Origin of the sequence: Vibrio sp. 10N.286.52.C3 (assembly GCF_041468865.1) — a bacterium.
Classification (GTDB): Bacteria; Pseudomonadota; Gammaproteobacteria; order Enterobacterales; family Vibrionaceae; genus Vibrio; species Vibrio crassostreae_C.
Map to the genome: position 1 here is coordinate 25,146 of NZ_JBFRJM010000005.1, position 14,881 is coordinate 40,026.

General features: G+C 44.6%; 11 protein-coding genes. 4 read left to right on the forward strand and 7 right to left on the reverse strand.

Annotated features, from left to right (window positions below):
- Positions 1–14 precede the first annotated feature (14 nt).
- The 3 genes from folP to rlmE form a co-directional block, all read right to left on the reverse strand.
- A complete protein-coding gene (folP, locus tag AB4138_RS02560) occupies positions 15–845 on the reverse strand; it encodes a dihydropteroate synthase (protein ID WP_372224047.1) in 831 nt (276 codons plus the stop codon).
- Positions 846–933: 88 nt separating this feature from the next.
- The gene (gene ftsH, locus AB4138_RS02565) at positions 934–2,901 is read right to left on the reverse strand and encodes an ATP-dependent zinc metalloprotease FtsH (RefSeq protein WP_372304901.1); all 1,968 of its coding nucleotides are present in this window, start codon (positions 2,899–2,901) and stop codon (positions 934–936) included.
- Positions 2,902–3,008: 107 nt separating this feature from the next.
- Entirely contained in the window at positions 3,009–3,638 is a 630-nt protein-coding gene (rlmE, locus tag AB4138_RS02570; protein ID WP_017059396.1) for a 23S rRNA (uridine(2552)-2'-O)-methyltransferase RlmE, read from the reverse strand.
- A gap of 114 nt (positions 3,639–3,752) precedes the next feature.
- On the opposite strand from rlmE, the gene yhbY reads away from it, so the two are divergent.
- Positions 3,753–4,049, forward strand: coding sequence for a ribosome assembly RNA-binding protein YhbY (gene yhbY / locus AB4138_RS02575; protein ID WP_004738252.1), 297 nt, complete (start codon positions 3,753–3,755; stop codon positions 4,047–4,049).
- Between the two features lie 125 nt (positions 4,050–4,174).
- Here the strand turns inward: yhbY and greA are convergent, their stop codons facing one another.
- Positions 4,175–4,648: a transcription elongation factor GreA gene (gene greA / locus AB4138_RS02580; RefSeq protein ID WP_017059397.1), complete on the reverse strand. Its 474-nt coding sequence runs from the start codon at positions 4,646–4,648 to the stop codon at positions 4,175–4,177.
- Positions 4,649–5,159: 511 nt separating this feature from the next.
- Between greA and AB4138_RS02585 the strand changes: the two genes are divergently transcribed.
- On the forward strand, positions 5,160–6,191 hold the full coding sequence (locus AB4138_RS02585; RefSeq protein WP_372304904.1) for a porin: 1,032 nt from the start codon (positions 5,160–5,162) through the stop codon (positions 6,189–6,191).
- Between the two features lie 111 nt (positions 6,192–6,302).
- A complete protein-coding gene (dacB, locus tag AB4138_RS02590; RefSeq protein WP_372304907.1) occupies positions 6,303–7,736 on the forward strand; it encodes a serine-type D-Ala-D-Ala carboxypeptidase in 1,434 nt (477 codons plus the stop codon).
- 125 nt (positions 7,737–7,861) lie between these two features.
- Here dacB and AB4138_RS02595 read toward each other — a convergent pair whose 3' ends face one another.
- Positions 7,862–8,707: a magnesium transporter gene (locus AB4138_RS02595; protein ID WP_372157545.1), complete on the reverse strand. Its 846-nt coding sequence runs from the start codon at positions 8,705–8,707 to the stop codon at positions 7,862–7,864.
- Positions 8,708–9,088: 381 nt separating this feature from the next.
- The gene (gene tyrS / locus AB4138_RS02600) at positions 9,089–10,276 is read right to left on the reverse strand and encodes a tyrosine--tRNA ligase (RefSeq protein WP_372304909.1); all 1,188 of its coding nucleotides are present in this window, start codon (positions 10,274–10,276) and stop codon (positions 9,089–9,091) included.
- Between the two features lie 129 nt (positions 10,277–10,405).
- On the opposite strand from tyrS, the gene AB4138_RS02605 reads away from it, so the two are divergent.
- Positions 10,406–11,695, forward strand: coding sequence for a peptidoglycan DD-metalloendopeptidase family protein (locus AB4138_RS02605; RefSeq protein WP_372304912.1), 1,290 nt, complete (start codon positions 10,406–10,408; stop codon positions 11,693–11,695).
- Between the two features lie 84 nt (positions 11,696–11,779).
- On the opposite strand, the gene AB4138_RS02610 is transcribed toward AB4138_RS02605, so the two are convergent.
- Entirely contained in the window at positions 11,780–14,872 is a 3,093-nt protein-coding gene (locus tag AB4138_RS02610; protein ID WP_372304914.1) for an efflux RND transporter permease subunit, read from the reverse strand.
- Positions 14,873–14,881 lie beyond the last annotated feature (9 nt).

Here is a 14,881-nt window from a genome sequence, read left to right on the forward strand (position 1 = left end):
TTCCTTAATTATGATTAGTGATTGTTATTCATCACTTCGATTATCTTCATCGCTTCCAATGTATCTTCAACATCATGAACGCGAATAATTTGTGCGCCTTTGATTGCAGCGATGGTAGCGCAAGTGACGCTAGCAACCATGCAATCTGCTGGAGCTTTGTCTAGTAGCTTAAAGATCATCGACTTTCTCGACATCCCCGCTAAGACTGGCAACCCAAGCCTGTGAAACTTTTCAAGGTGCGCTAATAGGTGGTAATTATGCTCAATGGTTTTACCAAAACCAAAACCAGGATCAAGAATCAGCTGATCTTTTGATATACCAACAGCCTCACAAGCCTCCACCCTTTCTTTTAAGAACGCTTCAACATCCATTAGGACATCATCGTAATTAGGGTTAGCTTGCATGGTTCTTGGCTGACCTTTCATGTGCATCAGGCAAACTGGCACATTAGCATCGGCGGCCGCTTCCAGAGCTCCGGGCTCTTGCAGTGCGCGCACATCATTGATCAAATCAGCCCCCGCTTCAACGGCTTGGCGCATCACTTCAGCTTTACTGGTATCAATGGAGATCCACACATCAAACTTAGCGCGAATTGCTTTAATGGCAGGAATAACGCGAGCGAGCTCTTCTTCTAAAGGTACATCAGGTGCTCCCGGGCGAGTTGACTCACCACCAATGTCAATAATGCTAACACCAGCTTGAATCATTCGCTCTGCTTGCAGTAGAGCACTATCTAATGAATTGAATTTTCCGCCATCAGAGAAAGAGTCAGGCGTAACATTGAGGATACCCATCACATGTGGGCGGTCTAAAACGAGCGTTTTATTGTGTGCTTTTAATATCATGGAAGGTGGGTCTTAAAGGTAAAAACATCTAGGGCTAGAAACAGAAAAACCCTGAGCGTACTCAGGGTTTTAATTTAAAGCTTAGCAATTAAGAATCTTTGTTTTGAGCATCATCTGCTTCAGATTTAGCTTCTTCAACTTTCGACTCTTCAGCTTTTGGTTCAGCTGTTGCTTCTTCTGATTTCGCTTCAGGTTTAGCTTCTTCCTTTGCAGGTTCTGCTTTCGCCTGATCACCCCAACCCGCTGGCTCACGAATGTCGTCTTTGCGTTCCATCAAGTCATCAATCTGACCTGCATCGATCGTTTCGAACTTCATTAGAGCGTCTTTCATCGAATGCATGATATCCATGTTATCTTCAAGAATCTTCTTAGCTCTATCGTAGTTGCGGTCGATTAGAATACGAATTTCTTCATCGATCAGCTTAGTCGTATCGTCAGAAACATGTTTCGCTTGGCTCATACCACGACCTAAGAAAACTTCACCTTCTTCTTCTGCGTAAAGAAGAGGACCCAATTTCTCAGAGAAGCCCCACTGCGTAACCATCTTACGAGCAATATCAGTTGCACGTTCGATATCGTTAGACGCACCAGTTGACACTTTGTCTTTACCGTAAATAAGTTCTTCAGCAAGACGACCACCGTACAGGCTAGAAATCATAGACTCTAGATGTTGGCGAGACATGCTCACACGATCTTGCTCTGGCAAGTACATGGTTACACCAAGCGCACGACCACGTGGAATGATTGACACCTTGTACACTGGATCGTGTTCAGGTACCAAACGACCAACAATTGCGTGACCCGCTTCGTGGTAAGCCGTTGACTCTTTCACTTCTTCAGACATAACCATTGAACGGCGCTCTGCACCCATCATGATTTTGTCTTTTGCAAGTTCAAACTCAACCATAGATACATTGCGCTTGTTACCACGAGCAGCAAATAGCGCCGCTTCATTCACAAGGTTCGCAAGATCTGCACCAGAGAAGCCTGGAGTACCACGAGCGATCAGCGACGGTTCAACATCACCTGATAGTGGCACTTTACGCATGTGTACTTTAAGAATCTGTTCACGACCACGTACATCCGGTAGACCAACCACAACTTGACGGTCAAAACGACCAGGACGAAGTAATGCAGGGTCTAGTACGTCTGGACGGTTAGTCGCAGCGATAACGATAATACCTTCGTTACCTTCGAAACCATCCATCTCAACCAGCATTTGGTTCAGTGTTTGTTCACGTTCATCGTGACCACCACCAACACCAGCGCCACGTTGACGACCTACAGCATCGATTTCATCGATAAAGATGATACAAGGTGCCGCTTTCTTCGCTTGTTCAAACATGTCACGCACACGAGATGCACCAACACCAACAAACATTTCAACGAAGTCAGAACCAGAGATAGTAAAGAACGGTACTTTCGCTTCACCGGCAATCGCTTTTGCAAGCAATGTTTTACCCGTACCAGGAGGACCAACCAACAGGATACCTGTCGGGATCTTACCACCTAGCTTTTGGAAGCGGCTTGGGTCACGAAGGTAGTCCACAAGCTCTTTCACGTCTTCTTTTGCTTCGTCACAACCAGCAACATCAGCAAACATGGTTTTGATTTGTTCTTCGCTCATCATTCGAGCTTTACTCTTACCGAAAGACATCGCGCCTTTACCGCCGCCGCCGCCTTGCATTTGACGCATGAAGAAAATCCATACACCAATCAGTAAGATCATTGGGAACCATGAGATGAAGATAGTGCCAAGCAGGCTCTGCTCTTCAGGTGGTGTACCCTGAACTTTTACGTTTTGATTAATTAAGTCATCAAGTAGCTTTTGATCATAAACAGGCATGTAAGTTACATACTTAGAACCACCACCACGACGTGTGAAAGTGATTTCGCTGTTATTGAACTGTGCGTCTTGAATCTGGCCTTGGCCAACTTCCTGTACAAACGTGGTGTAATCTACTGCTCTGCCGTTACTTTCCCCAGGGCCGAAGCTCTGGAATACCGACATCAACACTACCGCGATAACAAGCCACAGAATTAAATTTTTTGCCATGTCACTCAAGGTGTAAGCCTCTCGATAACTAATTGTAATTAAAGGTAGGGTACTACAGTTTGTAACCTGTAGCCATGTTGTTAACTCTCACTCTTGGAAGAGAATCGTTAACCTTTGTAACCAGTGGCTACGATAAACACTTCACGAGATCGAGCTCGAGAAGAGTCGGGTTTTCTAACTTTTACTGTTTTAAACATCTCACGGACGTCCTTAACGTATTGGTCAAACCCTTCGCCTTGGAATACTTTTACAACAAAACTACCATTGGTAGCTAGAACTTGTCGACACATATCCAAAGCTAATTCAACTAAATACATAGCTCTTGGCTGATCCACAGAATTGTTGCCTGCTATATTAGGTGCCATATCTGACATCACGACATCAACCATGTTTGGTTGTATACGTTCCAACAAGGCATCTAGCACAGCTTCTTCGCGGAAATCGCCTTGTAAAAAGCTAACACCAGCAATCGGATCCATTGGTAACAAGTCACACGCAATGATTTGTCCGTTGTCTCCAACAATCTTAGCAGCATATTGAGACCAACCGCCAGGTGCTGCACCCAAATCCACAATGGTCATCCCAGGAGACAGCAATTTATCTTTCGTTTGAATCTCTTCCATTTTGAAATAAGCACGTGAACGATAGCCTTTCTTTCTTGCTTCATTTGCGTACTTGTCGTCGAAGTGTTCCTTCAACCAACGGCCTGAACTGGCCGAGTGTTTCTGTTTGCTCATTGGATACCTAAATTGGAGGAAAGTACTAATTGCTGAATAAATTATAGTCTTCAGCTTTAGATGGCGTTAAAATAGGTTTTTTCAACCCTAATAGTAAAGAAAATTGGCCGCGTAATGAACCTAAGTACCAAACAAAAGCAGCATCTAAAGGGCCTAGCTCACAGTTTAAAACCTGTTGTGCTAATGGGCGCAAATGGACTTACTGAAGCTGTTCTAGCGGAAATCGAATTAGCTCTAGACCACCACGAACTGATCAAGATTAAAGTTGCATCAGAAGACCGTGAGACTAAGCAACTGATTATCGATGCAATTGTACGTGAAACTAAAGCTGAGAAAGTACAGACTATCGGTAAAGTTCTAGTACTGTTCCGCCAGTCAGAAGCACGTAAAATCGAGATTCCACGTAAATAAGCGAGTTTGATATAAGCTAACTTCACTAATAGGAAGCCACAGCGCTTATCTTTTAGTGTAGCGTGAGAAACGAAAAAGGTCGCATTTAGCGACCTTTTTACTTATCAGAAACAAAGAAAATTCAATTAGATATATTCTACTTTGTCGATTTCGAAGTCTTTGTCACCACCAGGGGTAGAGATCATGACTTCGTCGCCTTCCATTTTACCGATAAGACCGCGAGCAATTGGCGATTTCACAGAAATGCGACCCGTTTTGATGTCTGCTTCGTCTTCTGAAACGATTTGGTAGCGGAACTCATCATCGGTATCCACATCAATCAGTGTCACTGTCGTACCAAAGATAATCTTGCCCGTATTATCCATTTGCGTTACATCGATGATCTGAGCCAGTGATAGCTTATATTCAATATCACGGATCTGAGCTTCACAAATACCCTGCTCTTCACGAGCGGCGTGGTATTCAGCATTCTCTTTCAGGTCACCTAGTTCACGTGCTTCACCAATAGCTGCTGAGATAACAGGGCGTAGCTTAAGTAGGCGATCTAATTCGTCACGTAGCTGCTGAGCGCCACGTACTGTCATTGGAACCTTTTCCATTTTTTACCTCTATGCCAAAGCTTTCTTTGGCCAACATAAATACACCCAACGTATTTATTGGGTGATAGAAACAAAACGATTTGGCTTAGTGTAAACAAACTTTATGGCTAAATCACCTTTATTCCACTTTGCGTTATAAAAGCTTTATCTAGGTCTAAATTACAGACATCACAAAAATGAATAATAACCTCCCCATCAATAAGTGGAGAGCTAAATACCTAAAAAAACAAAAAACAAACAAAATAAACACAGATCACACTTTTATAAAATACACTCAAAAACAACCACTTAAACAAAAAAGATATAATAAAACAGTGTTCATTTTTTAGTTTTATATCATTTTACTAACTGACCATGGAACTTTAGAGGTAAAAAGTAACCCATGGATTGCACTGGCATTTTCAGACTTCTGTTCTAATCATGATTATGAAGCCTGATTAATACAGGCAATACACAAAAGGGTTCAAATCCTTAATAAAACTTCTATGGACAGTAATTAGGAAATAATAACATGAACAAGACTATGATCGCGCTTGCTGTATCTGCTGCAGCTCTTGCTACTAACGCAGTGGCAGCCGACGGTAAACAAGCTGGTGATATTGCCGGTACTTCTGTATACAGCTCAAACGGCACTTCTCTAGAGATCGGTGGTCGTGCGGAAGCTCGCCTATCTCTAAAAGATGGCAAAGCACAAGACAACACTCGTGTACGTCTTAACTTCCTAGGTAAAGTTGAAATCCAAGACGGCCTATACGGCGTTGGTTTCTACGAAGCAGAATACAACGCAAACGACTACGAAGGCGATGCTGATTCTATCGATCACCGTTACACATACGCTGGTATCGGCGGTACATTCGGTGAAGTAACTTACGGTAAAAACGACGGTGCGCTAGGCGTTATCACAGACTTTACCGATATCATGTCTTACCACGGTAACTCAGCGGCATACAAAATTGCAGCGGCTGACCGTACAGACAACATGCTTTCTTACAAAGGTGAATTCCAAGATCTAGCAGTTAAAGCAAGCTACCGTTTTGCAGATCGTACAGATTCAACAACTGACACTGGTTTCGATGACAACAACGAAGATGGCTACTCTCTATCTGCTATCTATGCAATCGGCGATTCTGGCGTTAAGCTAGGTGCAGGTTACGCTGATCAAGCAGAGCAAAACGAATACATGCTAGCGGCATCTTTCCGTACTGAAGCTCTATACTTTGCTGGTGTATTCACAGACGGTGAACTATCGAAAGACAACGGTGACTACACTGGCTACGAATTCGCAACTGCTTACACGCTAGACAAAGCTGCATTCACGCTAACGTACAACAACGCAGAAACAGATGGTGATACATCAGCTGATAACGTTGCTGTTGATGCGACTTACTACTTCAAGCCTAACTTCCGTACTTACATCTCGTACAACTTCAACCTTATCTCTGAAGGTGACAAGTTCGGTACAGCTGATACTGTAGTTAACCGTGGTGCAACTAAAGCACAAGCTGAAGACGAGCTAGCTATTGGTCTACGTTACGACTTCTAATTCTGATTATCTAATTGATTAATTAGTTAATTGAGAATCAAAACGCCCGCTATCTAGCGGGCGTTTTTTATATCTGTATACTGAAAACATCAGCCATCCAAGAAATCTTCTATGCGCCTTCTATCCACACTACTGGTATGTAGTTTTTCCATTAGCGCTTTCTCAATTAACGCTTTCGCTTATTCACCACTAGATAAGCTGCTTGATGGCAGTAGCACCAGTGTGATTTTGGAATCCCTGACGGGCGATTCAAACAAAATGAATTCCAACAGTGATGGCTTCTATCCTCCCGCTAGTACTTTAAAGCTGGTGACAGCGTTGGCGGCTAAGTTGGAGTTAGGAGATGACTTTCACTACACGACCAGCATTGCTCGTTCTAGGAATGACTCTATCATTTCATTTAGTGGCGACCCAACCCTGCAACGAGAACAGCTTAAAAGCCTTTTAGCTCAATACGCTAAGTCTCAATCAAGAACTATCAAAGGCAACTTATACCTCGATAACTCGACTTTTACGGGCTATCAGCGAGCGGTGGGTTGGCCTTGGGACATTCTAGGGGTTTGTTACAGCGCGCCTTCTAGTGCAATGACCTTGGACAGCAACTGCGCACAAGCCTCTATTTATACAAAAGATAATGGTGCGACACGCGTTTATATTCCCGCTCACTACCCGATAGACGTTACAACCACTGCCGCCACGGTAACTCGCTCTGGGCAGAAGGCGACACAATGCGACTTAGAGCTAATAACGACACCAGATAACGCTTACAAGCTCTCTGGTTGCTTGGTTGAGCGTAAAAAGCCACTGCCACTCAAGTTCGCGATTCAAAATCCAGAACTTTACACCTATCAAGTCGTTACATCGCTTCTCAAAGAACTGAAAATAGAAGTAAAAGGTGATGTGATTATTGGTAAAAAAGCGAAAGCAGACAAAACCACGTTAGTCGCTAGTCACAACTCAGAAAAGCTTCCTGAACTGCTCGATATCATGCTCAAGAAGTCGGATAACCTTATCGCAGATAATCTAACTAAAACGCTAGGAGCGACATTTTATGTTCAACCGGGTAGCTTCAATAACGGTACTGAAGCGATAAAACAGATACTGCTGACCAAGGCTAATATTGACCTCAGTAAAGCGCAGCTCGTCGATGGTTCAGGGTTATCCAGAAATAACCGAATGAGGTCACAGACCATGGCTCAAGTGCTTCGTTATATCTGGGAAAACGATCAACAGCTCAACCTGATTGAGGCTATGCCTACATCTGGCACTGATGGAACGCTCAAATACCGTCAAAGCATGAGAAAAGCACCGATTCAAGGCAACATTATCGCCAAAAGTGGTTCTCTATACGGCAGTTACAACATGGCGGGATACGGATTAGATAAGGCGGGAAAACCAAGCTCTCTGTTTGTGCAGTTTGTTCGTGATTACTTCCCTGAAGAACAAGATCCAGACAAACCAGTGGAAGCACCTATCACCCAGTTTGAACGTGCTTTCTACAAAGATGTGGTCGAGTTCAGTCAAACACAAAGCAAATCTAAGTAATGCTTAGCTCTGTGTAAACTTCTACTCAAACAATAAAAATGGCGCTGAAGACCTTCAATCTGCAGCGCCATTTTTGTTTCTCAGATGTATTTAGCTATTTTTATAGGTGCCTATTTTTATAGGAGCTAAGCGATACCGAGGAATGAGTTCACCACAGTGAAGTAGATCCACATTCCTGAGATATCCACTATCGATGCAAGTACTGGACTTACTAACACCGCTGGATCAAGCTTAAATAGCCTAGCGACTATCGGTAACCCGCCGCCGAGCACGGTTGATATGGTCACCTGAATAAACAACGCTACCGCAATCGCTAACGCAATCATGTTGATGTCATAGCCACCTGTCGATTGGTTTTCGCTAAATAGCAGAATACGTCCAATCATCACTACAGCAATCGCTAGAGCTAGACAAATAGCAACTCTAAACTCTTTCCACAGAACATTAGCCCATTGGCGTTTTTTTAACTCACCTGTGGCTAAGGCTCTGATAACCAAAGTCGCGGCTTGTGTTCCGGTGTTACCACCAGCAGCAGCAATTACCGGCATGTAGATTGCCAAAAGTACCAACTGACTGAGAATGTCTTCATACTGAGCAATGATAAGCCCTGAGACGATTCCCAATAGTGCTAACGAAATAATCCAACCGATACGCTGCCTGACGTGGCTCATGACGCCAGTCGAAAGGTAACCCTGTTGAGGTTCTACCTCAGAGTAGATCAGCCCTAGTTGGTGAGCTAGATGTCGAGAGCGCTTCTCAAAGCCCTGCTCTTCTAGCTCACTAAGTAAAGTCTGAATCGTACTCAAAGAGCATTGCCCCAGCACTAGCACCGCATCTTCGAGCGGCATTCGATTCAAAAGATTAATTTGTTGTTCACGTCCGTACTGTTGAAATGCATTCGATACAGCTTGGATGTCTTGCTCTGTGTACAAAGCTTCGATAGATAAAAAAGTGTTGTTCATTACCGTCATGGCGAATCTCCCGATTGGCAAAGGTAACGACCATCAAAACAAGTAGCCTATAGCTAATACACCAAGAGCGTACAGCTAAGCGCACCAAGAGCTGAAAGCTACTGATGTGTCTACTTGTTAGAATCTAGTGTGTGGAAAAGAATGCGGGGGAAAACAAAGATACCCTACCTGAACGGCAGGACAATAGATCAATACCGAGACAGGTTATTCTTCTCCATTCAAACTAGGAGGATGGTCGGTATTGTTCATAAAAATCTCCAGAATTACTGTCAATTTGACAGCGCGCATAGTGTAGCAATAGGCGTTTCAAAGTTTCGTCAACTTTAAGTCAATAAAAAAGGCATCCGTGGATGCCTTTGGTTCAATTATTGATGTGCATTATTACTTAATAGTAATACGAGCAAACTTACGCTTACCTACTTGGTAAACGGCAGTACCTGCTTCAGGCACGAATTTGCTGTCTTCAATCTTCTCGCCTTCGATCTTAGCAGCGCCTTGCTTGATCATACGCATCGCATCAGAAGTCGAGTTTACAAGACCCGCTTCTTTTAGAACGTTCGCAATTGGCAGGCCTGCTTCGAATTCAAACTCCGGCATTTCATCAGGAACTTGGTTCTTAGCAAAACGGTTAACGAACTCTTGCTCAGCGGCTTCAGCATCTGCTTCACTGTGGAAACGAGCGATGATCTCTTTAGCAAGAAGCACTTTAACGTCACGCGGGTTCTTACCTGCATCAACGCCAGCTTTCAGTTCCGCAACTTCTTCAAGAGGACGGAAAGACAGCAGCTCGTAGTAGCTCCACATTAGATCGTCAGAGATAGACATGATCTTACCAAACATCTCGCTTGGTGCTTCGCTAATACCGATGTAGTTATGCGCAGACTTAGACATCTTCTTAACACCGTCTAGACCAACAAGTAGTGGCATCATTAGTACCGCTTGTGGTTTTTGACCTGCTGCTTTTTGCAGTTCACGACCCATTAGAAGGTTAAACTTCTGGTCAGTACCGCCAAGCTCAACGTCGCTCTCTAGTGCAACAGAGTCGTGACCTTGTAGAAGTGGGTACATGAATTCGTGGATTGCGATCGGTTGACCACCAGCGTAACGCTTTTTGAAGTCATCACGCTCAAGCATACGAGCAACAGTTTGGTTAGAAGCAAGACGAATCATGCCTTCAGCGCCAAGCTCAGATAGCCATTCAGAGTTGAAACGAATTTGCGTCTTCGCAGGATCTAGAATCTTGAATACTTGCTCTTTGTAAGTTTCAGCATTCTTCAATACGTCTTCGCGGCTTAGCGGTGGACGTGTTGAGTTTTTACCTGATGGGTCACCAACCATTGCAGTGAAATCACCGATAAGGAATGTCACTTCATGACCAAGCTCTTGGAAAGCACGAAGCTTGTTAAAGATAACCGTATGGCCTAGGTGGATATCTGGAGCTGTTGGATCGGCACCCAGCTTAATGCGTAAAGGACGACCTTCTTTTAGTTTTGCAATCAGTTCGTCTTCTGGAATCAGTTCTTCTACGCCACGTTTGATCTCGGCTAGTGCAGCTTCAATACTCGCCATTCTTGTTCACTCCCACAGATTTGGCAAAAATACATTAATTAGACATCTTACTTGAATAGCGATGTATTTTGAAACCAGTTACACTATTCCGTCGTCGATTTTCATAATATTTACAGAACGAACCGGAACATGTTGTCTATTTTTGCACGCCTTCCTATTTTGCACCGGGCTTTTATCGCATTTTTTAGTGCCATAATTTTCGTCGCGATTTTCTTATTCCCCGACGTCAACAGTTTGCGTGACGATTCGGGCGCTTTAGTTGTGGGAAAACATTACCCACTGACAATCAATGCCTCTGCACTTATTAGCTCAAGTGACGCTCCACCGACGGCAGTGCTCAATTGGGAGAAATACACCGTTCGCTCTGGCGAAAGCACCTCTGTTTTATTTGAACGTATTGGCCTCTCATACCGTCTGCTGATCACGCTACTCAATACCAATAATGATATTAAGAAGCAGCTGTCTAACCTAAGACCTGGTGATGTCTTGCAGTTCGGCTTTGATGAAAACAACGACCTTATTCAGTTAAAACGACAACTTAGTGCGTTTGAAAGCTTCAAGATCACTAAATCTGGCGATTCTTTCTCATCAAGTTTCGACAAAAAAGAAGTGGTATACCAATACAATTATGCCGAAGCCAACATCACCTCTAACTTCTGGAACGCTGGCGTCAGCGCAGGTTTAACCGCAAACCAAATTATGGAACTGGCGGGCATCTTCGGTTGGGATATCGACTTTGCGTTAGATATTCGTAAGAACGACAGCTTCAAAATCTTATACCAAGAGAAAGTGGTTGAAGGTGAAGTAGTTGGTCGCGGTAAGATCATGGCAGCCGTATTCAAAAACCAAGGCGATTCATTTACCGCGGTATTGGATGATAAAAGCGGCAACTACTTCGATGAAAATGGTCGTGCGATGAAGAAGGCGTTCTTGCGCTCACCAATTGATTTTCGTCGCGTAACATCGAACTTTAACCCTACCAGGAGACACCCAGTAACCGGTAAGATTCGAGCTCACCGCGGTACTGACTACGCAGCCCCTGTTGGCACGCCTATCTGGGCAGCCGGTGACGGTATTGTTCAGAAGTCAGGTTACAACCAATTCAATGGTAACTACGTGTTCATCCGCCACAGCAACACCTACATCACCAAGTACCTGCACATGAAGCGACGTATGGTGAAAACCGGTCAGCGCGTAAAACAAGGCCAAACCATTGGTACTTTGGGCGGTACAGGCCGTGTGACTGGCCCGCACTTACATTATGAATTCTTGGTTAATGGCGTACATAAAAATGCGCGTACCGTGAAATTGCCTCAATCCAAGTCGTTAACTGGTAAAGCAAAAGCAACCTTTATTGCCAACTCAGAGATTCGATTAAGAAACCTTGAGCGATACGGTCAGTTACTAGCGACTAACTAGGCGTTTGTAGCTTCACTGCAAAATAGAAAAATGCAAAGAGCGCCCATCAAGGCGCTCTTTTTTATGCTCACATACCACAACTAGCTACTGTTTTTCAGGTTTGTTGTTCCGTCCAAGCATTAACAAACAAGGGGTTAATACTAAAGTCAGCACCGTGGCAAACGCCAAACCACCAGCAATAGCGGTCGCAAGCTGTGACCACCATTGTGTACTTGGCGCGCCAAACTCTATCTTTTGATTAATCAGGTCGATGTTCATCTCTAACACCATCGGCATTAAACCTAAGATAGTCGTAACCGTCGTGAGCATTACTGGCCTTAAACGCTGAACACCGGTTCTTAGAATCGCATCTCGCTTGTCCAAGCCTCTTTTGATGAGCTGATTATAAGTATCAATCAACACGATGTTGTTGTTCACGACTATGCCGGCGAGCGCTATTACCCCAATTCCCGACATCACAATGCCAAACGGACGTTGGAAGATCAGTAAGCCAACGAACACGCCAACGGTCGAAAACAATACAGCACTCAGAATCAAAAACGCTTGATAGAAGCTATTGAACTGAGTAATCAGAATCAAAGCCATTACCGCCAAAGCAACCAAGAAAGCACTTTGTATAAAGGCTGACGAGTTTTCTTGTTCTTCGTTTTGACCACGGATGCGAAATTCCACGCTACTCGGCAGCCCTAGCTCACTCAATGCTTGTTCGATCTTTGGTAGTTCGAGAGCAAGGTTATACCCTTCTTCCATATCCGCCATGATGTTCACCACACGCTTGCCATCAAGGCGTTTAATGGTGTCTTGCTTATGGTCGGGAACGATCTGAGCGAAATTAGTAATAGGTACTAAACCTGCTGGCGTTTTCACCCTAAGCTGGTCGAAGCGCCCGATATCACGCTTATCATTAGGGTAGCGCACCAAGATATCGACCTCTTCTGAAGAGTCATCGGGCAGATAATCACCAATCTTGAGACCATTAGTCACGAATTGAACGGTATTACCCACTAAGGTCGCATCAGCTGCAAAGCGCGCAGCATCGTCGCGGCGAATATCCACCTTCCAATCGATGCCATCTTTACTCGCAGTATCGCTGATATTGGTCAGTGCTTTATTTCCATCAGCCCAACCTCTCACAATTTTTGCAGCCTGATTGAGCTGCTCTGGAGTTCTTGCCGACAGCTCAATCACTAAGTCATTTTCAACCGGAGGCCCAGCATCAGGGAACTTATATTCAATCTCAACACCAGCGTATTGATCGGTTTGTACCTTCAACTCATCAATAATCGCCTTAACGCTGCGTCGATATTGCCAGTCAACAGGCGTAATTGAGATCAAACCAATCTGGTCGTCACCACCAGTACGCGTGTAAACGGTATCGAACTCATCATGATTGAGCATCATCAGTTCAATATCACGCATGATGTCATCCTTTTCTTGGATAGACAGATCCCCATGCGAGCGAACTTTGACATTAAAGAATGGCGGATCAACTTCTGGGAAGAACTCTGCACCTAGACCCGCTTTTGAATAAGTAAAACCAACTGCAACCGCGAGCAGTGCCGCACTGAACAAAATCTTAAAGGGGTGTTTAATCGCTAAAGAAAGCGTGTGGTAGTAAGCCTTGGTTAAACCAGTAGCCTGTGAAAAGTCACCATTATGCAGTGCGACCATTCGAGCTTGGCTTTTAGACGATACGTATTGAGGTTTGCCAATCAAACCGCCCAGCACGGGCACAAACAACAACGCCATGATCAATGATGCAGTTAAAGTCGCGATCAGAGTTAGTGGTAAGAACTTCATAAATTCGCCCGTCACATCAGGCCAAAACAGTAACGGAGCAAATGCGGCTAAGGTTGTGGCAGTCGATGCGGTTATCGGCCACGCCATCCGTTTCGCTGCATCTCGGTAAGCGGCTTTGCGCCCTTCACCCTCTTGCATTCGCCTGTCTGCAAATTCGGTCACCACAATCGCACCGTCTACTAGCATCCCCACCGCCATAATCAGAGAGAACAGCACTACGATGTTGACGGTTAAGCCAAACACCGAAAGAACCAATAACCCGGTTAGGAATGAGCCTGGAATGGAAATACCCACTAACAAAGCGGTACGCACACCAAGAATCGCGATGATAACGATCACCACCAGAATAATGGCGGATAAGATATTGTTTTGCAGATCATTAAGCATGATCTTCACATCTTTAGATTCATCCCAGGTGTATTTGACCAACAGGTTATTTGGCCATTCCGCTTGCTGCTGAGCACCAGCCATTACCGCTTTGACTAGCTCAACGGTTTCGATGATGTTCTCACCTGCACGCTTCTTGATATCCAACACCACCGCAGATTTGCCATCTAAACGAGCAAAACTTTCAGGATCTCGAAACGCTCGACGAACCGTAGCGACATCGCCAAAAGTGACCACCTGCTTGCCATCCACTTTAATAGGCAACTCAAGCACGTCTTTTAAGGAGTTAAATACCGAAGGGACTTTGACAGAAAAACGTCCGTAGCCAGTATCAACAAAACCTGCGGCCACCACTCGATTGTTCAGAGCGATCAGATTATAGATATCCGCTTGATCTAAGCTGTAGCTCTCCATCAATAACGGATCGACAATGATCTCGACGATGTCAGCGCGATCGCCCGCAATATCGACTTCAAGGATTTGGCGATAGCTTTCTAATTTGTCTCCAAGCTCTCGGGCAATTTGCACTATGGTGCGCTCAGGAACGGTACCGAATAGCACAACAGACAAAACAGGTTGCTCAGAAGCCAGCGTCACCTCATTTACGGTCGGTTCGTCACTGTCTTCTGGTAGTTTTGGTTTAGCCAGATCAACCGCGTCACGCACATCGGCCATTGCTTTGGTGAGATCTACGCCAACATTAAACTCCAACACAACAGAGGCATGCCCTTCTGCTGCGGTTGCTGTCATCTCTTTTACGCCTTCAATCGACCTCAGCTCTTGCTCAATAGGTCGAACCAATAAACGTTCTGCATCCGTTGGCGAGATCCCTTGGTGCCCGACCGAAACATAGATAATTGGGATGGTAATGTCTGGGCTCGATTCCTTAGGTATCGTGATATAGGTGACGACACCGGCTACAAGGATTAACGCTAAAAGGGAGAGCATTGTTCGAGCACGAGACAAGGCTGCATCAATAATTGAATACATCGGTTATCT

What these genes read in the sequence shown, in the direction of transcription:
- yhbY (WP_004738252.1), top strand. Translation starts at nt 3,753, where the DNA reads ATGAACCTAAGTACCAAACAAAAGCAGCATCTAAAGGGCCTAGCTCAC.
- folP (WP_372224047.1), bottom strand. Translation starts at nt 845, where the DNA reads ATGATATTAAAAGCACACAATAAAACGCTCGTTTTAGACCGCCCACAT.
- ftsH (WP_372304901.1), bottom strand. Translation starts at nt 2,901, where the DNA reads ATGGCAAAAAATTTAATTCTGTGGCTTGTTATCGCGGTAGTGTTGATG.
- tyrS (WP_372304909.1), bottom strand. Translation starts at nt 10,276, where the DNA reads ATGGCGAGTATTGAAGCTGCACTAGCCGAGATCAAACGTGGCGTAGAA.
- AB4138_RS02585 (WP_372304904.1), top strand. Translation starts at nt 5,160, where the DNA reads ATGAACAAGACTATGATCGCGCTTGCTGTATCTGCTGCAGCTCTTGCT.
- AB4138_RS02605 (WP_372304912.1), top strand. Translation starts at nt 10,406, where the DNA reads ATGTTGTCTATTTTTGCACGCCTTCCTATTTTGCACCGGGCTTTTATC.
- dacB (WP_372304907.1), top strand. Translation starts at nt 6,303, where the DNA reads ATGCGCCTTCTATCCACACTACTGGTATGTAGTTTTTCCATTAGCGCT.
- AB4138_RS02595 (WP_372157545.1), bottom strand. Translation starts at nt 8,707, where the DNA reads ATGACGGTAATGAACAACACTTTTTTATCTATCGAAGCTTTGTACACA.
- AB4138_RS02610 (WP_372304914.1), bottom strand. Translation starts at nt 14,872, where the DNA reads ATGTATTCAATTATTGATGCAGCCTTGTCTCGTGCTCGAACAATGCTC.
- greA (WP_017059397.1), bottom strand. Translation starts at nt 4,648, where the DNA reads ATGGAAAAGGTTCCAATGACAGTACGTGGCGCTCAGCAGCTACGTGAC.
- rlmE (WP_017059396.1), bottom strand. Translation starts at nt 3,638, where the DNA reads ATGAGCAAACAGAAACACTCGGCCAGTTCAGGCCGTTGGTTGAAGGAA.